This is a genomic window from Variovorax sp. Soil_C_39, from assembly GCF_057656815.1.
On the sequence record NZ_JBDGJQ010000001.1, the window covers coordinates 817339 to 835749 of the forward strand.

Here is an 18411-nt window from a genome sequence, read left to right on the forward strand (position 1 = left end):
CAAAGGGGCCCTCGGGGCCCCTTGCGCGCCCGCCATTGTCTCAGCGTCTCAGTCCGCGAGCGCGCGCAGCAGCGCGCCGCGCAGCCATGCTTCGGCCGGGTCCTTGTCCGCCGGCGCGCGCCAGCACATCGTGATCTCGTAGCGCGGGCTCTCGAACGGCAGGGGCTCGCAGCGCAGGCTGCCCGCTGCGCACAGCGCGTGGGCGACGTAGGTCGGCACCGTGGCCAGCAGGTCGGTCCCGGCCAGCAGCGCCGGCAGGCTGCCGAACTGCGGCAGCGACACCGCCACCTGCCGCTGTCGGCCGAGCGCTTCCAGTGCATCGTCGACGAAGCCGCGCAGGTCTTCGGCGAAGGTCACCAGTGCATGCGGGCGCGCACAGAACGCGTCGAGCGTCAGCGGGGCCGGGTCGGCATCGGCGCGCAGCACCGCATAGCGCGCCGTGGCGGCGCGCCGCACGCGGGCGCCGGCCGGCAGGTCGCGCAGGTAGGCCAGCACGGTGCTCACGCGCCCGTCCTGCAGCTGGCGCATCGCATCGCGGTGGCTCACGGTCGATGCGACGAGCCGCGCGCGCGGCAGCTCGGCGCGCATCAGGTGCAGCAGCTGCGGCAGCACTGCGATCTGGAGGTCGTCGGTCAGGCCGACGCGAAACACCGGTTGTGCCAGCGCCGGGTCGAATGCCGGTCCGGATCGCAGCGCCGCCTCGATCTGTTCGAGCGCCGGACCGAGGCCCTGCATCAACGCCTCGGCGCGCGGCGTCGGCACCATCTCGCGCCCCTGCCGCACGAACAGGGCATCGCCCGTGAGCGCGCGCAGCCTGGCGAGCGCATGGCTCACCGCGGGCTGGCCGATGTGCAGCCGATCGGCCGCGCGGCTGACATGGCGCTCGCGCATCAGCGCCGCGAGCACGGTCAGCAGGTTGAGGTCGATGCGGTTCAGTTCAGCGAGGTTCACCAGGGGTACATCCACGATCGATAAGGCGCATGGCGATTATGTGATCTGTCGATTTCCCATCCGATGACGCCATGCCTACATTCACCGCAAAGGAGATCGACATGGCAAGAATGGTTCGCTTCCACGACTTCGGCGGCCCCGGGGTGCTCGCCCTCGAAGACATGCCGGTGCCGGCGCCCGGCGCCGGCGAGGTCCGCATCGCGGTGCATGCCGTCGGCCTGAACTGGGCCGACGTGCTGTGGCGGCGCGGGCTCTACATCGAAGACGCGCAGTTGCCGAGCGGCCTCGGCAACGAGGCGGCGGGCATCGTCGAGGCCGTGGGGCCGGGCGTGCAGGGCCTCGTCGCCGGCGACCGCGTGGCGCTGCTGCCGGGTGCGCACCAGGGCCGCTACCCGACGTATGGCGAGCGCATCATCTTTCCGTCCACGCACGTGGTGCGCCATCCGCCGAACCTGTCGGCCGAAGAGGCCGCGAGCGCCTACATGGCTTACCTCACAGGCTACTTCGCACTGTTCGAGATCGCGCGCCTCGGCCGCGGCGACACCGTGCTCGTGACCGGCGCCTCGTCGGGCACCGGCCTGGCCGCGCTGCAGATGGCGCGCGCCGCGGGCCTCGTGGCCATCGCCACCACACGCACCGCAGCCAAGCGGCAGGCGCTGCTCGATGCCGGCGCGGCGCAGGTGGTGGCGACGCAGGAGGAAGACGTGGTGCGCCGCGTGCTAGGCGCGACCGGCGGCCGCGGCGTGGACCTGGTCTACGACGGCGTGGGCGGCCCAATGTTCACCCAACTCGGCGAGGCGGTGGCACCGCGCGGCTGGTACCTGCTCTACGGCCTGTCGGGCGGCGCCGAACTCAGCTACCCGGTGACGGCGCAATTCCGCCGCAGCTGGCGCTTCCATGTCTACAAGGTGCTCGAGTTCACCGGCTCTGCGAGCCTCGGGCTGCCGCGCGACGAGGCAGCGCTGCGGCGCGCGCTGCAGTTCATCGACGCGGGCCTCGCGGAGGGTCGCTTCGGCGTGCACATCGACCGCAGCTTCGCGCTGTCCGACGTGGCCCAGGCGCATGCGTACCTCGAGCGCGCAGCGCACACCGGCAAAGTCGTGCTCACGGTCTGAGCACGGCCGGGCTCAGAACCCGAGGCTCTCGAGCAGGTCGTCCACCTGCGCCTGCCCCGTCACGGCCTCGGGGTTGTCGGCGTGGATCTGCGGTCCGTTCTGCAGGCTGTTACTTTCGGGCTCGTGGCGCTTGTCGGCGGGGGAGTTGTCGATCAGCACCTGCAGCAGCTGCGTCTCGACGTCGTTGACCACTTCCATCATCTTCTTGATGACCTGGCCCGTGAGGTCCTGGAAATCCTGCGCCATGAGGATCTCGATCAGCTGCGCGTTGATCGCGCCGGCCTTCTGCGGCACATCGCTCAGGTAGCCGCGCGTGTCCATCACGAGCTGGCGCGCCTGGTCGAGCTCGACCGGGTTGGCGAACCATTCGTCCCAGCGCTGGGTCAGGCCCTTGGCGTTGCTCGCGAGGTCTTCCTGCAGCGGCTGCGCAAGGTCGATGGCGTTGAGCGCGCGGTGCGCGGCCCGCTCGGTCATGCTGGCGATGTAGCCCAGGCGGTCGCGCGCGTCGGGGATGGCCTGCGCGGCCTTGGCGACCTGCTTGTCGAGGCCGAGTTCGCGCAGGCCGTCGCGCAGCTGGCGCGTCAGCTGCCCGATGCGCCCGAGCAGCTCCTCGGCCGTGTTGGCGTGCTCCACATGTTCGAGCGCATGCTGGCTCATCTCACACCGCCTCTTTCTGCAGCTTCTCGAAGATCTTGTTGATCTTTTCCTCGAGCGTGGCGGCCGTGAAGGGCTTGACCACGTAGCCGTTGGCGCCGGCCTGCGCCGCCGCGATGATGTTCTCCTTCTTGGCTTCGGCCGTCACCATCAGCACCGGCAGCTTGCCGAGCTCGGGATCGGCACGAATCGTCTGCAGCATGGTCAGGCCGTCCATGTTCGGCATGTTCCAGTCCGACACCACGAAGCCGAAGTTGCCGCCGCGAAGCTTCTCGATGCCGGCCGCGCCGTCCTCGGCTTCGTCGACGTTGAGGAACTCGAGTTCCTTCAGCAGGTTGCGCACGATGCGCCGCATGGTCGGGAAGTCGTCCACGACCAGGATCTTGATGCTCTTGTCTATCACGATGCTTCAGCTCCAGTAAATCAAATCGTTCGCTTGCTTGTTCTCTCACTCAAACCCGGTTCGCGCGCTCGCCGAAGGTGCGCAGGTGGGCCAGCACGCGCCGCCCCATTTCGTCCAGCGACACCACCTCGTCCACGGCGCCCAGCGCGATCGCCTCGCGCGGCATGCCGAAGACGACACAGCTCGCCTCGTCCTGCCCGAAGGTGTGTGCCCCCGCCTGCTTCATGCGCAGCAGGCCTTCGGCGCCGTCCTTGCCCATGCCGGTCAGGATCATTCCGATCGCGTTCTTCCCCGCATGCCGCGCCGCCGAATCGAACAGCACGTCGATCGAGGGCCGATGGCGGTTCACGGGCGGCGACTGGTCGAGCTGGGCCACGTAGTTGGCGCCGCTGCGGGCGAGCGACAGGTGGAAGCCGCCCGGCGCGATGTAGGCATAGCCCGGCAGCACGCGTTCGCCGTGCTCGGCTTCCTTGACCGTGATGCGGCACAGGCCGTTGAGCCGCTGCGCAAACGAGCGCGTGAAGCCCGGCGGCATGTGCTGCGCGATCAGCACCGCCGGTGCGTCGGGCGGCAGCGGCAGCAGCACCTCGCGGATGGCCTCGGTGCCGCCGGTGGAGGCGCCGATGATGATCAGCTTCTCAGTGCTCAGCAGCGGGCTGCGCAGCATCGGCTCCTGCACCGCGTCCTGCGCGGTCTTGGCCGAGGCGCCGTGGCGCCCGGGCAGCAGCCGTGCCGCCGCCGCAGTGCGGATCTTGCCGCTGATCAGCTCGGTGTAGTTCAGCAGCCCGTCGCGCACGCCGAGCTTCGGCTTGGTCACGAAGTCGATCGCGCCGAGCTCCAGCGCGCGCAGCGCGATCTCCGAGCCACGCTCGGTCAGCGACGACACCATCACCACCGGCATGGGCCGCAGGCGCATGAGCTTCTCGAGGAACTCGAGCCCGTCCATGCGCGGCATCTCGACGTCGAGCGTGAGCACGTCGGGGTTCGTGGCCTTGATGAGGTCACGTGCCTGCAGCGGATCGGCCGCGGTGCCCACCACCGTCATGTCGCTCTGGGCGTTGATGATCTCGGTCATCACGCTGCGGATCAGCGCCGAGTCGTCGACGCAAACCACCTTGATCTTCTTCATGCGATCCACTTTCCCTTGCCGTATGTGGCGGACCATCTGCGCAGGAGTTCGCCCTCGTCGCGCTGGACCGCCTGAATGTCGTCCTTGGCGCGCAGCTTGCGCACCACGGCCTTGCCGCTGGCCGGCTGCAGGCACACGCGGCGCGCATGCAGCCCGCGCAGGTCTTGCGCGGCCACCACGATGCGCTGTTTCTCGAGGTAGCGCAGCACGAAGTCGGCATTGCGCCCGCCGATGTTGAGCATGGTCATGTTCGCCAGCACCGCAGCACCGCCGAAGACCTTGGCCTTGAGCCGGTCGCGCCGCGCGCCCGCGCGCAGCATCTCGGCAACCAGCACCTCCATCGCATAGCCGCCGTAGCGCATCGACTCGACCTGGCTGCGCGGATCGGCCTCGGCATCGTCGGGCAGCATGAAATGGTTCATTCCCGCGACGCCGGCCTCCACGTCGGTGATGCAGGCCGCCACGCAGGAGCCCAGCACCGTCGTCAGCAGCACGCCCGCATCGGTCACGAAATATTCGGCCGGCAGCAGCTTCACCGCCTGGCAATCGAAGTCGCGGTCGAAGTAGTGATGCGTGGCCAGCGACGCTGGCACGGCCGCGGCTGCGCCCGACGACGCCCTCTCCCGAACGGCTGCCATGGTCACACCCGCGCCTTTCCGAGTGCGTAGACGGTCTGCCCGACGGTCTTGAAGGCCTGGTTGACGAGCGATGCGTTCTCCGAGTGGCCCGCGAACAGCAGGCCCTGCGGCTTGAGCAGCGGCGCGAAACGCTCGAGGATCTTCTTCTGCGTCGGCTTGTCGAAATAGATCATCACGTTGCGGCAGAAGATCGCGTCGACCGGCTCCTTCACGGGCCACGACGCATCGAGCAGGTTGAGCCGCGAGAACTTGACCATGGCCGCGACCTCGGGGCGCACCCGCACCTTGCCGGCGTTGGCACCCGTGCCCTTGTTGAAGAAGCGCCGCAGCCGTTCGGGCGGCATGCGGCTGGCCTGCTCCATCGTGAAGACGCCGGCCGCAGCGCGCTCCAGCACCGAAGTGTCGATGTCGGTGGCGATGATGCGCGCCGTGGTGGCACGCTCGCCGAGCGCCTCCATCAGCGTGATCGCGATCGAGTAGGGCTCCTCGCCCGTCGAGGCCGCCGCGCACCACACGGTGACCGGCTGGCTGCACTTGCGCGCCAGGTCGGCGAGCACCGGAAAGTGATGCGCCTCGCGGAAGAACGACGTGAGATTGGTGGTCAGCGAATTGATGAAGAGCTGCCACTCGTCGCCGTCGCGGCTGTCCTCGAGCTGGGCCAGGTAGGTCGAGAACTCCGGCAGCCCGAGGTCGCGCAGCCGGCGCGACAGCCGGCTGTAGACCATCTGGCGCTTGTGCTCGCCCAGCGCGATGCCGGCGCGGCGGTGGATGAGCGTGCGGATGCGGGAGAAGTCGCTGTCGGTGAAGACGAATTCGGAAGCGGTCGATGTCATGCGCGGGCTCGTTCGGTCAGTGGGCTTCGGTCAGGGTCAGGTCGTGCGACCACGCCAGCGCTCGAAGATGGGCCGCGTTGACCTGATCGGCGCCGAGCAGCAGCGCTTCGGCCAGATGGGCCGCTTCGCCGGTGCCCAGCTCGCAGGCCTCGGCCAGTGCCAGGAAGGGGCCGTACACGCCCTCGCGCGACAGGATCGCCTGCTGCACCGCGCCGGGAAGCTGCACCTGCGAGAGCACCTCCTGCATCGGAACGCCCAGCAGCCGGTCAATGAGCGAGAACATGCCCACCACGAACAGGTTGTCAGCTTCGCCGGGCGGCAGCATGACCTCGCCCATCAGTTCGACGAAGCGCCCGCGCAGGATCGCCTTCTTCATCATGAAGGGCGGGCTGCCCGCCGCGTTGCTCGTGGCCAGCAGCATCGACAGCCAGCGGAACAGCGGCGAGTAGCCGAGCATCGTCACCGCGTGATGCAGCGAATGGATCTCGACGCCGGCGCCCACCGCGGGCGAGTTCATGTGGCGCAGCAGCCGGTAGGTCAGCGCGGCGTCGCGCTTGAGCGCGGCCTCGACCTCGCGCAGGTCCTCGTTGCGCTGGATCATCTGCAGCAGCCGCACGATCAGCATCGATTCGGGCTGCAGCGCATGGCCTTGGCCGCCGCGCCGCGGCACCGGCGGCGGAAAGCCGCAGCGCGCGTCGAGGAAGACATCGACGCGGTCGGGCGCGCAAGCCTCGAACGCCGCCCACGACGCCATGCAGGTGGCGATCGGCTGGATGGGCGCATGGCCCGGCTGCTCGGCGCCGCGGATGGCCGCGATCCGCGCCGGGTCGCCGTTGCCCACGTCGAAATGAGTGACCAGGCCGCGCAGCTCGGGGTCCGCGGGCAGCGCCTCGGCGCCGCAGAGCATGAAGCTGAAGCCCTGCTCGCGCAGGAACATCAGCACCGGCCGGAGCTCCTCGTTGGACAGGTCGGCCAGGCCGAGGCAGAACACCGTGTACTCGGGCGCGAGCGACTGCAGCGCACCCAGCGCGAGCGTCTGGGCATCGACCTCGAAGAACAGTTCGCTGTGGCCGAGCTTCCAGGGCGCGGTCGGCTCCCCCAGGTGCTCGGTGACGCAGGCCAGCAGCAACTTGAACTGCGTGACCGCGTCGGGCGCCAGCGCGGCCGGCACGGCCGGCCGCCAGGTGAGCTTGTAGCCGCCGACGCGCTTCTGGGCGTCGAGCAGCAGGGTGTAGGCGACGTAGCCGTCGGCGCTGCGCGGGAGGGCAAGGCGCTGCGCGCCGCCCGCCACTGTCTTCTCGGCGCCGGAGCGCCGGAAAAAATCGAAACGCATGGCGCTTGTCACTCCCGATGGGTTCAAGCGGCCACCGTATCTTGCCGGGCCGCATGGGCCAGCGCCGAGCTTCGCACCGCATGCGCGCGCTGGATGCGTGGCATGGCGCCCACGTCGACGATGAAGGCCACGCTGCCGTCGCCCAGGATGGTGGCGGCCGAGATGCCCGGCACCTTGCGGTAGTTGGTCTCGAGGTTCTTGACCACCACCTGGTGCTGGCCCAGCAGCTCGTCCACCAGCAGCGCGAAGCGCGACTCGTCGGCCTGCACGATCACCAGGATGCCGGCGGTCGGGTCGGTCTGCGCGCCGGACACGTCGAACACGCGGTGCAGCTCGATCAGCGGCAGGTATTCGCCGCGCACCTTGATCACGTGGCCGTCGCTGGTGATCGAATGCAGGTGCTCGGCGAGCGGCTGCAGCGACTCGATCACGTAGCTCAGCGGCAGGATGTAGGCCTCGCTGCCGACCTTGACCGACATGCCGTTGAGGATGGCTAGCGTCAGCGGCAGCACGATGCGGGTGGTGGTGCCCCAGCCCTCGCGCGAGCTGATCTCGACGTGGCCGCCCATCTCCTGGATGTTGCGCTTGACCACGTCCATGCCCACGCCGCGGCCCGAGATGTCGGTGACCTGCTCGGCCGTGGAGAAGCCCGGCGCGAAGATCAGCTGCCACACCTCGTCGTCGGGCATGGTCTCGGTCACCGGGAGCCCCTGCTGCATGGCCTTGGCGAGAATCTTCCCGCGGTTCAGGCCGGCGCCGTCGTCGCTCACCTCGATCACGATGTTGCCGCCGTGGTGCTGCGCCGACAGCAGCAGTTGCCCTTCGGCCTCCTTGCCCTTGGCAAGGCGCTGGTCCGGCGTCTCGATGCCGTGGTCCAGGCTGTTGCGCACCAGGTGCGTGAGCGGATCGATGATGCGCTCGATGAGGCCCTTGTCGAGTTCGGTCTCCTTGCCGAAGGTGTCCAGGCGAACCTGCTTGCCGAGCTTTGCGCTCACGTCGCGGATCACGCGCGGGAAGCGGCTGAACACGTAGTCCATCGGCATCATGCGGATCGACATCACCGATTCCTGCAGGTCGCGCGCGTTGCGCTCCAGATGGCCCAGGCCGTTGAGGAAGCGCTCGCACTCCACCGGGTCGAGCATGGTGGCCGCCTGCGTCAGCATCGACTGCGTGATCACCAGTTCGCCCACGAGGTTGATGAGCTGGTCGACCTTCTCCACGTCGACGCGGATCGAGCCCGAATCCTTGGCGGCGGCCGCTGCCGGCGCGCCGGCGGCCGGCACGGCCCTGGGCGACGCGGGCGCCGGTGACGCTGCGGCCGGCGCGGCCGCCGGCGCCACGGCGACGGGCGCATCGGCAGCCACGGCGGCTTCGCGCGTGATCTCGATCTGCGACTCGTCGATCACGAAGCAGCACACGGCGGTGATGTCGTCGGGCGCGCAGCTGGTTTCGAGCACCACGGTCATCTGGTCGGCGCTGCGCGTGCGCGACAGCAGCTTGCCGAGGTTCGCAAGCTCTTCGGCGAGCAGCTCGCATTCGCTGTCGGACAGGCCCGAGAAACGGATGCGCAGCGCGCCCTGTCCCGCGCCCGCGAGCACCGCAGCGGGTGCAACAGCAGCAACGGCGGCCACCACGGGCGCTGGCGCCGGTGCCGGTGCTACAGCGCGGCCGCCTTCGGTTTCGAGCGCGAGCTGGCGCAGCACCTCGCAGATGTGGGCCACCCGCTCGGGGTCGGGTTCGGTCTCGGCCTGGTAGGCGGTCAGTTGGTCTTGCAAGGCGTCCTTCGTTTCCAGGAATGAATCGATCATCGAGCGGCTCAGGTTCAGCTGGCCGTGGCGCGCACGGTCGAGCAGGGTCTCCAGCAGGTGCGTCGTGTCGGTCAGCGCCACGAAGCCGAAAGTGGCCGCGCCACCCTTGATCGAATGCGCGGCACGGAAGATGGCGTTGAGCTGCTCGCTGTCGGGCGCCTCGGCGTCGAGCTCGAGCAGCAATTGCTCCATCTGCGCCAGAAGCTCGACGGCTTCGACGAAAAAGGCCTGGGTAAATTGACTGAGATCCATCGTTGCTCCGGACCGGCTGCTGCGTGCGCCGGCATCATTTCTAGGGGTGCTTGGGCGCCGCCGACTCTTGCGAAGTCAGCTTGACGTTGTCGGTGGGCGAGAGCGGCGGCGAAGATGGCGAAGACGGCGCCCGCGGGGCCGCCGGCAGCGCCGCGGCAACGCTGGCGCCGCCACCACCGTTCTCGTGCTCGATCTGCTGCTGCGTGCGGCGGTTCAGCAAGATGATGCTGATGCGCCTGTTGATCGGGTTGCGCGGATTCGCGCGGTCGATGTGCATGCTGTCGGCCAGGCCCACCACGCGCAGCACCTTGCCTTCTTCCATGCCGCCGATGACCAGTTCGCGCCGCGACGCGTTCGCGCGGTCGGCCGACAGCTCCCAGTTGCCGTACGAGCGGTCGCCGTTGCTGTAGACGATGGCATCGGTGTGGCCCGACAGCGTGATGCGGTTCGGCAGTTCGTGGAGCGCGGGCGCGAGCTCGCGCAGGATCGCGCGCATGTGCGGCACCAGCCGCGCACTCGCCAGGTCGAACATGGGGCGGTTCTCGCTGTCCACGATCTGCAGCCGCAGCCCTTCGGTCGTGATGTCGATCAGGATCTGCGAACGGAACTGCTTGAATATCGGGCTCGACTCGATGAGCTTGTCGAGCCGTTCCTTCATGCTCGCGAGACGGTCCGCGTCGGCTTCTTCCTCGGCATCGGCCTGGCGCACCTCGCCCGCGGCGCGCGTGCTCGGGTCCATGCCGCCACCGGGGATCACGCTCACGCTGGTGCTGCTTTTCTCGCCACCACTCAAGGCCACCATCAGCGGCATCCGGAAATGCTCGGCAATGCCCTCGCGCTGTTTCGGCGAGGAACTGGAGAGCAGCCACATCACGAGAAAGAACGCCATCATGGCGGTCATGAAGTCGGCATAGGCGATCTTCCAGCCGCCGCCGTGGTGGCCGCCGCCATGTCCGGCCACCCGCCGAACGACGATCCTGTGCTTTTCCGCGCTCATGACTGTGTGTGCTCCGCCCGCGTCAGCGCGCCTTGACTTCGCGCACGTGGCTGTCCAGCTCGGTGAAGCTGGGCCGCTCGGTCGAGAACAGCACTTTGCGGCCGAACTCCACCGCGAGCTGCGGTGCATAGCCGTTGAGGCTCGCAAGCAGCGTCACCTTGGCGCACTGGTACATCTTCATGCCCTCGGCCACCTTCTGCTCGATGAGCGACGCGAGCGGCGCGACGAAGCCGTAGGCCAGCAGCACGCCCAGGAAGGTGCCGACCATCGCGTGGGCGATCAGCGCGCCCATTTCCGAGGGCGGCAGGTCGGCCGAGGCCAGCGCGTGCACCACGCCCATCACGGCGGCCACGATGCCGAGCGCGGGCAGCGCGTCGCTCACGCGCGCCAGGCTGTGCATCGGGATCTCGGCCTCGTGCTTGATGGTCTCGATCTCGTGGTCCATCAGCGCCTCGATCTCGAATGCATCGGTATTGCCGCTGATGACGAGGCGCAGGTAATCGCAAAGGAATTCCATCACGCCGGCATCGGCCAGGATCTTGGGATAGCGGCTGAAGATCTCGCTTTGCGACGGGTCTTCCACGTCGGTCTCGAGCTTCATCATCCCTTCCTTGCGCGCCTTGGCGAGCAGCTCGTAGAGCAGAGCGAGCAGGTCGAGGTAGAGCTGGCGGTTGTGCCTGGACGAGCGCAGCAGCAGCGGCAGTTCCTTCAGCGTGGCCTTGATCGTCTTGCCGTTGTTGCCGGCAATGAAGGCGCCCAGCGCGGCGCCGCCGATCATCAGCAGCTCCACGGGCTGGAACAGCACGCCGAAGTGCCCGCCCATCAATGCATAGCCGCCGAACACGGCGCCGATCACCACCAGATAACCAACCAAAAGGAGCACACGCTTCCCCTACTGCCCTTGAGGCGTCGATTCAAAAGCCCCGCCCAAACCGGGCAGGGTCCATGTCAGTGGAGCGCGCCCGCCTCGAGCGCCTGCCCCACACCCAAACCCATGCCTTCCCCGCTCCGTGTCGGCACCACCACTGCCGCGTCGCCGCTGCGCTTTGCGCCGCGCGCCTTGCCTGCGCGCGAGGGCGGGCGGCAAAGCACGCACACGTACCCGTTCTTGTGGTCGTGCGCATGCGCGATGAACTGCCCCGCGCACCGGCTGCAGGTGCTCAGTTGCAGCATGTCGCTGTCGAAAAAACGCACCATCGTGTAGGCGCGCGTGAAATCCAGAATTGGCTCGCTGTCTTGCGCGGCAATTTGCTGCAAATACAATTTATAGCTTTTAATTAGGATCCAGACCTTTTCTTCATCGGAATGAATCTTCATGAATTGGTAAATGTTATAGAACATCGACGAATGGATATTCGCCAGCCAAGTCATATACCAATCGGTCGAAAAAGGCAGCAATCCCTTGGGCGGCGAAACGCCCTTTATCTCCTTGTAGAGCCGGATCAGCCGTTCGCGGCTCAGGCCGACCTCGGCCTCGAGGAACTGCAGCCGGGCGCCGAGCCCGATCAGTTCGATGGCGAGCTGGACTTCCCGCACTTCGCCAAGGACGGTCTTGCGCGTCATGCCGCTACCGCTTCCTTCTGCATCTGCAGCGTACGGGCCGACATCAGGATCGACATGTGCGCCTGCTGCAGCGTGCTGTCCTTTCCCTCGCCGACCACAGCCGACATCGAGGCGTGCTCGTTCAGGCGGAAGCTGCAGAGCAGGAAGTTCGACGCCGCGAGCTTCAGGATCTGGGCCAGCGACATGCCCGCGAGCATGTCCGCGAGTTCACTGCTGATGCCGAGGCGGAACATCGCCGCCACGCGGTCCTGCTTGACGAGCTTCTGGGCCAGCAGCATGTAGGCGAGGTTGACGTCACCGATCTCGCGCGAGATCTCGCCGTTCGCCGCATTCATTACGTTATCCGTTTGCAAGATGCACTCCGTTGTTCATGTCCTGGTGTGAATTATTCCCACCTAGTTAAACTTTGTAACTTCCCGAGCCAGGCAAACTGTAAACGGGGCTACAACTGGCTGTAATCTTTTGTTGCAAACGCACGACGCCCCTTCGGAGCAATGCGACTGGTTCTCAGTAACAGAAGGTTTCAATGAAAATACATTGATCATCGGGGCACCTTTGCAGACTGCTCGATGCCATGGATCCAGGCCAGGACCTCGGCCACCGCGAGGTAGAGCTGCGGCGGGATCTGGCGGTCGAGGTCGACCTGCATCAGCAGTCGGATCAGATCGGGCGAGGCGTGCACGTACACGCCGTTCTCGCGCGCCTGCCGCAGGATCGATTCGGCGGTGAGGCCGTAGCCCTTGGCCACCACCACGGGCGCCTTCGCAGGGTCCGCATAGGACAGCGCGACCGCGGTCTGGCGCGGGCTTTCGGGGCCTGCGGTGGTCATTGATGCAGCTCCCCGACGGCAGGCGCCGCATCCCGGGCCTGCATGGCCGTGATCTGCAGATCCTGCAGGCGCAGGCCCGCGGCCTCGAGGCGGGGGCCGAGTTCGCCGCCGCCGCCCTGCAGCCGCGCGAGCGCTCCGGCCTCGCTGGCCGCGAGCTGCGCCTGCACCTGTTCGCCCAGGAGGCTCAGCCGCAGATCGACCGCGCCGAGCCTCGGCAGCGCCAGCGACACCGTGGTGACCCAGCGCCGCGGCGCCTGCGCTTCGCTGGCCCCGTGTGCCTCCGCTTCATCGGCGGGCGGCCCGTCTTCGGGCTCTACCGACCAGGTCATCGGCACGTCGGGCCAGGCCTGGCCGGTCCAGCGGAACACCGTCGTGGCGAGCAGGTCGAGCTGCTGGTGCACGAGCGCGGTGGTTTGCGGATGGATCACCTCGAGCGCCGGTGCTGCAGCGGCAGCACGCGCAGAGGACGCACCGGCCTCGGCGGCGACCCGCTCGCCGGGCAACCCGGGCGCATCCCCGGCCGGCAGCGCCGCAAGGTGCGTCGGCGTGCCGGGCGCCTGATTCGGGCCGACCACGGCCGGGGCAGGTGCCTGCGCAAGCTCGCCGCGCGGTGCAGTGCCCGATGGCGCGGCCGCCGCGGTAGCGCCCGGCAGCGCCGGCGCCTGCGCAACCGCCGCAGCGAGCTGTGCCTGTGCCGCCTGCTGCGCTTGAGGCTGCGGTTTCGCACCGGCGCTTTCCGGCTGCTGCTGCCGCGTCAGGTGCATCTGCGGCTCGTCGGCGAGTTGCGCCACGCTGCGCAGGCCCATCGCGAACTCAAGCAGGTGCGATTCGTAGAACAAGCCGCTGCCGCTCAGTGCCTTGTCCAGCGCGGCCGCCAGCACGGGGGCGGGCGGAGCCTTCTGCGCCGACGCCCACAGGGGCGCACTGCCCCGCACCGGCTCGGGATCGGCCTGCAAGTCGGCCAGCACCGCGCCGATGGCGCGAGCCGCGACGGACCATTGCGTCTCGATGGAGCGCGGCCCGCCCGCGGGTGGCTGCGCGGGCGCGGGAGGCTGCGCTTCTGCCGCCAGCAGCGCCGCGTGCATGGCCTGGGACGGCAGCCGGACATCGTTCTTGACCTTCTGGATTTCGGCCACCGCACTCGCGGGCACGCTGGTCCCGACCTCGGCCTGCAGCGCAGCGAGGTCCGGCCGCAACGCGGCAAGCTTCGTTGCGTGCGCGGCATCGGGAGTTCCAACCGGCCTGTTCATGGTCGTGGGTGGGGCGTGGCGATCAGTGCGGCAGGCCGTAGGCCTTGTCAAGATCGCTGCGCTTGTGCAGCTGCGCCATCTTGGCCATCAGCATCTCCAGCTGCGGTTTGACAAGGCTGCAAACCTCCGCCTTGTCGGCGTCGATGCGCGCCATCAAAGCGCGCACATGCGCCAGGTCTTCCGCCGCGAGCGGCACCGTACCGACGGCCTTGAGCCGCTCGACCAGCACCGTGGAGCGGGCCTCGAGTTCGGGCAGCCGCGTCCAGTCCTTGGCGCGCGTCAACGCCGCCATGAGCGACATCGTCGAGGCCAGTTCACGGTAGCAGCGGATAAGCTCCTCGCGCGCCGGCACGGCCTGCTGCGCGTGCATCGAATCAGTTGCCGCCATGGCCGCCCCCGATCTCGCGCCAGGCCGAAGCGATGTTGCCGAGCAGCGACTCCGCCTCGCCGAGCGCCTTGGCGTCGTTGTGCAGGTTCGCGTGCAGCAGGCGGCGGATCACGTAGTCGTAGAGCGCCGTCAGGTTGTCCACCAGCTCGGTGCCGGCGGCGCCCGCGGCCCGGGCATCGAGGCCGGCCTTCAGGCCGTTGTCCACGATGTTGATGGCCTTCGAGATCGCCTTGCCCTTGGCAAGCATGTCGCCGGTCGCCATGTGGTGGCGCGCCAGGCCGATGCTCGTGGCCACGCCGTCGAACAGCATCGCGATGAGCTGGTGCGGCGAGGCGCTCATGGCCTGCGTTTCCACGCCGAGACGTGAGTAGGCACTGGCGCCGGTTCGGAAAGTGTGGGAGGTGTACATCGGCGGCTTTCTGGACCTACTTGCTGCTGCCGTTCATGGCATCGAACTGCTGCGTGAGGTAGGCCATGGTGTTGTTGAGGCTGTTGACCAGAACGTCGAGTTGCGTGAATTGCGCGCGGTAGCGTTCGACCGTCGACTCGACGCGTGCCTGCACGGCGTTGTACTGGTCGCTGAGGTCTTCGAGCGTGGTGTTGACGCCGTTGGTGGCCGTCGTGAGCGCGCCGCTCGACGACGTGAGCCGGGTCACGAGCGCGCCGATCTGCTTGCCGTACCCGGCGGTGCTGTCGGTCGCGCTGGAGAACAGGTTCGCGACGCCGCCGAGGTTCTTGCTGAGTGCATTGGCGAGCTTGGTCGCGTCGACCGCGAGCGTGCCGTCCTTCTGGAACCCCACGCCGATCTCCGTCAGCACCTTGATGTCGTTCGGCCCGCCCGCCTGAGCGGCGGTGAGCGTCTGCCGGACCTCGGTCATCAGGTTGCGCAGCGTCTGGTCGCCCATCAGCGCGGCCCCGGTCTTGCTGTCGGCGTCGTAGGCCGTGAGCTTGGTCGCAGTGCTCTGCAGCGTGTTGAAGGCCGTGACGAAGGCGGTGATGGCCGCCGACACCGCCGAGGTGTCGCTCGTCATCTTCAGATTGGTGGTACCGGTCTTCGCGAGCGTCAGCGTCGTGCCCTGAATTCCCTCGGAGACGGTGTTCGACGCGCTCACGATGTCGATGCCGTTGATCTTGAGCTTGGCGTCCTGACCGACCGTGGTCTGCTTCATGGTCTGCGTACCGGCCGGGTCGAAGGCCAGCAGGTTCTGCAGCGCGGCATCCCCGGTCACCGAGATCTGCATGGTCGAGGTCTCGCCCGACTCGCTAGACACCAGCACCAGGCGGTTGGGCGTGCCGCTGCCGTCGTTGATGATGCTCGCGGTGACGCCGGCATTGGCCTTGTTGATCGCGTCGCGGATGCCCTCCAGCGAGTTGGTGCTTTCGCCGATGGTGATCTGCGCCGGATTTCGCTCGGCATCGGCCGCGAAGGTCGCGCCCGTGTACTGGCCAGTGCCGGCATCGAGCGTGCCGCCCGTGATGGCGCCGAAATTGATAGTGATCGTGCCGGTGCCGATCTTGGCCTTGGCGTCGGCCTGGCCGGCCGACACCAGCGACTGCGACTGCGCGAGCTGGGACACGTCGATGGCATAGCTGCCCGCAACCGAGGTCTCGCTGGTGGCGGCGCTCAGCACGGTGGTCTCGCTGACCGAGGCTTTCACCGTCTTGAAGAAGGCCGGGTCGGCGAGCTTGTCGCCGGCAGTCTTGAGCGTGTTGAGCGCGCTCTGGATCTGCGAGTAGGCCGAGAGCTTCGTGGTGTAGCTGGTCGCGCGCTGCTGGATCGCCACGAGCGGCTGGCTCTCGGCTTTCTCGAGCTGCGCGAGCAAGGTGGACAGTTCAAGGCCGGAGCCGACGCCGATGCTGCTGACTGGCATTTTTTCTTTCTCTCGGTGTTTCGCTTTTCTCTGCGGCCTCCAGCGGAAGCCGCAGAGAAAAGCGCAGACGCAAGGGCCGGGGCCCTGCGTCTGCGCCGCGCACCTGCCTTGCGGCAGGCACGCGAAGCGCGTGGGTTGCTAGGAGACGATCAACGCAGGAGCGAGAGGACGCCTTGCGTGGTCTGGTTGGCCTGCGCCAGGACGGAGGTACCGGCCTGCTGCAGGATCTGGGCGCGCGTCATGTTCGACACTTCCACTGCGTAGTCGGCGTCTTCGATACGCGAACGTGCGGCCGACAGGTTGTTGGTCGTGTTGTTCAGGTTCGTGATGGTCGACTCGAAACGGTTCTGCACCGCACCGAGCTGGCTGCGCAGTTCGTCGACGCCGGCAAGGGCTTCGTCGATGGCGGCCAGCGGGTCGGCGTTGTACTGTTCGCCCAGCGTCACGGTGCCGTCGTCGGCCACGTTGGCCTTGTAGTACACCTCGGCGCCATTGGCCTCGCCCTTCACCACGTAGCCGCCGGCGCTGCCGTCGGCATTGGTGACGGCATGCAGCGTGGGCGACGAACCGACCGAAGCGGACGGCAGGCCCGACAGGTTGGCCGTGACGGCGGGCACCGCGACCGGCGGCACTTCGTAGCTGTCGATCGCATCGGAAATGCCGGTGGTCGGTGCCGCGGCAGTGGCGAAGTCGCCGCTGTCGTAGCTCACCTGGCCGGTGGCAGCGTCGAAGTCGGCGCTGATGACCGTGGCGCCCGAATCCTTCGACACGAACCAGTCGCCGTTCTGGTCGACGTACATCTCGATCGCGGCAGCCGCGTCGGAGTTCACGGCCGTCACGTTGTCGACATTCACCGTTGCGCCGTTGCCGGCCGAGATTTCCTGGCCGGCGGCAGCCAGCGTGGCGGTCGGTGCGGCGCCCAGCGGGGTCGAGCCGTCGAATGCCAGCGTGCCCGAAGCGCTGTCGTAGGTGGCGGCGTAGAAGGTCGTACCGGCGTCGTCCGACACATACAGCGTGTCGGCGTCGCCGTCGTCCACGTACACGGTGTACGAGCTGGCGGCAGCGCTGTCGACGGCCGTGAGGTTCACCGAGGTGGTCGCGCCGGTCGAGCCCGGCTTCACCGTGGTCGTTGCCGAAGCGGAAACCGTCGACAGGTCGAGCGACTTCTTGGAAATGTCCATGTTGCCCAGGCCGAGCGTCTTGGAGGTGACTTCCTTGAGGTTGATGTCGATCGTTTCGCCGTCGTGGGCGCCGACCTGGATCGTCAGCTTGCTGTCCTTGGCGAGCACATTCACGCCGTTGAACTGGGTCTGGGCCGACACGCGGTCGATTTCGTCGAGGCGCTGCTTGATTTCAGCCTGGATCGACGAGAGGTCGCTGCCCGAGTTCGTGCCGTTGGCGGCCTGAACCGACAGTTCGCGAACGCGCTGCAGGTTGTTGTTGATTTCGTTCAGCGCGCCTTCGGTGGTCTGAGCGAGCGAGATGCCGTCGTTGGCGTTGCGGGCTGCCTGGGTCAGGCCCTTGACGTTCGCGGTGAAGCGGTTGGCAATGGCCTGGCCCGCTGCGTCGTCCTTGGCGCTGTTGATGCGCATGCCGGACGACAGGCGCTCGATCGCGGTGTTGAGCGAGCTTTGCGACTTGTTGAGGTTGTTTTGAGCAACCAGCGAGAGGCTGTTGGTGTTGATGACTTGCGCCATGTTCGACTCCTGATAAACAAAAGGTTGTGGACTCCGGCCATCGGCCGTAACGCTGGACCCGCTTCCACTGTGAGACTCAAGCCATCGTTGGGTTAGTTATCGGCAGGGTCTGCCGAACATTTAGGGCGGGCCCGAAAAAAGATCCACAACACACTTTCATTCCAAGATCCCCGCCGACCGAGGGCACCCGCGGAACGGGCTTCGCCCGGCCGCTGGGTGCGCCCCCCAGTGGGGGGAGGCGCCGAAGGCGCTTCGGGGGGCGTTCAATTTCAGGCCGGGAGGCTCATGATTTCCTGGTATGCCGCGACCAGGCGGTTGCGCACCTGCAGGCCGGTCTGGAACGCCACGTTGGCTTTCTGCAGGTCCACCATGACGTCGTTGAGCGCGACGCCGGGCTTGCCCATTTCGAAGTCCTCGGCCTGGCCGTAAGCGCGGGTCTGCGCGGTGCTGATGTTCTCGAGCGAGCGGCGCAGCTCGGCGGCAAAGCCGCCGGACTCGGCAGGCTCGGCCTTGCTGGGCTGCGCGATGCCGGACTGGAGCGCGGTGACGCGCATCTGCTGCAGCACCGATTCGATGGCGGAAATCGACATGGGACTCTCTTTCTCTGGGAGTGGAACTGGGGTGGACAGAGGAAGCGCCGAAGCGCCTCCGCGTGTTTTCAGCGTATCAGGGGACGCCCTCGACACATGCCCCCAACTGA

At 67.6% G+C, this 18411-nt stretch carries 20 protein-coding genes; 1 reads left to right on the top strand and 19 read right to left on the bottom strand.

Translation table 11 applies throughout. The features are described from left to right. Nucleotides 1-48: 48 nt before the first annotated feature. Nucleotides 49-951: a LysR family transcriptional regulator gene (locus AC3A6J_RS03890; RefSeq protein ID WP_487858578.1), complete on the bottom strand. Its 903-nt coding sequence runs from the start codon at nt 949-951 to the stop codon at nt 49-51. Between the two features lie 101 nt (nt 952-1052). On the opposite strand from AC3A6J_RS03890, the gene AC3A6J_RS03895 reads away from it, so the two are divergent. Next, a complete protein-coding gene (locus AC3A6J_RS03895; RefSeq protein ID WP_487858579.1) occupies nt 1053-2066 on the top strand; it encodes a zinc-dependent alcohol dehydrogenase family protein in 1014 nt (337 codons plus the stop codon). 12 nt (nt 2067-2078) lie between these two features. On the opposite strand, the gene cheZ is transcribed toward AC3A6J_RS03895, so the two are convergent. The 18 genes from cheZ to fliE all read right to left on the bottom strand — a co-directional run bounded on the left by cheZ (nt 2079) and on the right by fliE (nt 18301). Further along, nucleotides 2079-2723, bottom strand: a complete 645-nt coding sequence (gene cheZ, locus AC3A6J_RS03900) for a protein phosphatase CheZ (RefSeq protein WP_487858580.1) — start codon at nt 2721-2723, stop codon at nt 2079-2081. Between the two features lies 1 nt (nt 2724). After that, entirely contained in the window at nt 2725-3120 is a 396-nt protein-coding gene (gene cheY, locus AC3A6J_RS03905; protein ID WP_487858635.1) for a chemotaxis response regulator CheY, read from the bottom strand. Between the two features lie 52 nt (nt 3121-3172). Continuing rightward, a complete protein-coding gene (locus tag AC3A6J_RS03910; RefSeq protein ID WP_487858581.1) occupies nt 3173-4252 on the bottom strand; it encodes a protein-glutamate methylesterase/protein-glutamine glutaminase in 1080 nt (359 codons plus the stop codon). Beyond that, the gene (gene cheD / locus AC3A6J_RS03915) at nt 4249-4890 is read right to left on the bottom strand and encodes a chemoreceptor glutamine deamidase CheD (protein WP_487858582.1); all 642 of its coding nucleotides are present in this window, start codon (nt 4888-4890) and stop codon (nt 4249-4251) included. Before cheD ends, AC3A6J_RS03910 begins: the two co-directional genes overlap by 4 nt. A gap of 2 nt (nt 4891-4892) precedes the next feature. Next, nucleotides 4893-5723 carry a CheR family methyltransferase gene (locus AC3A6J_RS03920; RefSeq protein WP_487858583.1) on the bottom strand — a complete coding sequence of 277 codons (831 nt, stop codon included), beginning with the start codon at nt 5721-5723 and terminating at the stop codon, nt 4893-4895. Between the two features lie 16 nt (nt 5724-5739). Further along, complete coding sequence (locus AC3A6J_RS03925) at nt 5740-7056, bottom strand: EAL and HDOD domain-containing protein (RefSeq protein ID WP_487858584.1); 1317 nt, start codon at nt 7054-7056, stop codon at nt 5740-5742. A gap of 23 nt (nt 7057-7079) precedes the next feature. Then, nucleotides 7080-9116 (bottom strand): chemotaxis protein CheA, encoded by a 2037-nt coding sequence (gene cheA / locus AC3A6J_RS03930; RefSeq protein WP_487858585.1) that lies wholly within the window; start codon nt 9114-9116, stop codon nt 7080-7082. 40 nt (nt 9117-9156) lie between these two features. Continuing rightward, nucleotides 9157-10113: a flagellar motor protein MotB gene (gene motB, locus AC3A6J_RS03935; protein WP_487858586.1), complete on the bottom strand. Its 957-nt coding sequence runs from the start codon at nt 10111-10113 to the stop codon at nt 9157-9159. Nucleotides 10114-10135: 22 nt separating this feature from the next. Then, complete coding sequence (gene motA, locus AC3A6J_RS03940; protein WP_487858587.1) at nt 10136-10996, bottom strand: flagellar motor stator protein MotA; 861 nt, start codon at nt 10994-10996, stop codon at nt 10136-10138. Nucleotides 10997-11061: 65 nt separating this feature from the next. Then, a complete protein-coding gene (flhC, locus tag AC3A6J_RS03945; RefSeq protein ID WP_487858588.1) occupies nt 11062-11676 on the bottom strand; it encodes a flagellar transcriptional regulator FlhC in 615 nt (204 codons plus the stop codon). Next, nucleotides 11673-12011, bottom strand: coding sequence for a flagellar transcriptional regulator FlhD (gene flhD, locus AC3A6J_RS03950; RefSeq protein WP_487858589.1), 339 nt, complete (start codon nt 12009-12011; stop codon nt 11673-11675). The genes flhC and flhD overlap by 4 nt, the downstream gene beginning before the upstream one ends. Before the next feature lie 206 nt (nt 12012-12217). Next, entirely contained in the window at nt 12218-12505 is a 288-nt protein-coding gene (locus tag AC3A6J_RS03955) for an EscU/YscU/HrcU family type III secretion system export apparatus switch protein (RefSeq protein WP_487858590.1), read from the bottom strand. Continuing rightward, the gene (fliK, locus tag AC3A6J_RS03960) at nt 12502-13755 is read right to left on the bottom strand and encodes a flagellar hook-length control protein FliK (RefSeq protein ID WP_487858591.1); all 1254 of its coding nucleotides are present in this window, start codon (nt 13753-13755) and stop codon (nt 12502-12504) included. The genes AC3A6J_RS03955 and fliK overlap by 4 nt, the downstream gene beginning before the upstream one ends. 22 nt (nt 13756-13777) lie before the next feature. Beyond that, a complete protein-coding gene (locus AC3A6J_RS03965) occupies nt 13778-14143 on the bottom strand; it encodes a flagellar protein FliT (RefSeq protein WP_487858592.1) in 366 nt (121 codons plus the stop codon). Further along, a complete protein-coding gene (fliS, locus tag AC3A6J_RS03970) occupies nt 14130-14552 on the bottom strand; it encodes a flagellar export chaperone FliS (protein ID WP_487858593.1) in 423 nt (140 codons plus the stop codon). Before fliS ends, AC3A6J_RS03965 begins: the two co-directional genes overlap by 14 nt. Nucleotides 14553-14568: 16 nt before the next feature. After that, nucleotides 14569-16014, bottom strand: coding sequence for a flagellar filament capping protein FliD (gene fliD, locus AC3A6J_RS03975; RefSeq protein ID WP_487858594.1), 1446 nt, complete (start codon nt 16012-16014; stop codon nt 14569-14571). Between the two features lie 149 nt (nt 16015-16163). Then, entirely contained in the window at nt 16164-17711 is a 1548-nt protein-coding gene (locus AC3A6J_RS03980) for a flagellin N-terminal helical domain-containing protein (RefSeq protein ID WP_487858595.1), read from the bottom strand. Nucleotides 17712-17980: 269 nt separating this feature from the next. Next, a complete protein-coding gene (gene fliE, locus AC3A6J_RS03985; protein WP_487858596.1) occupies nt 17981-18301 on the bottom strand; it encodes a flagellar hook-basal body complex protein FliE in 321 nt (106 codons plus the stop codon). Nucleotides 18302-18411: the final 110 nt, after the last annotated feature.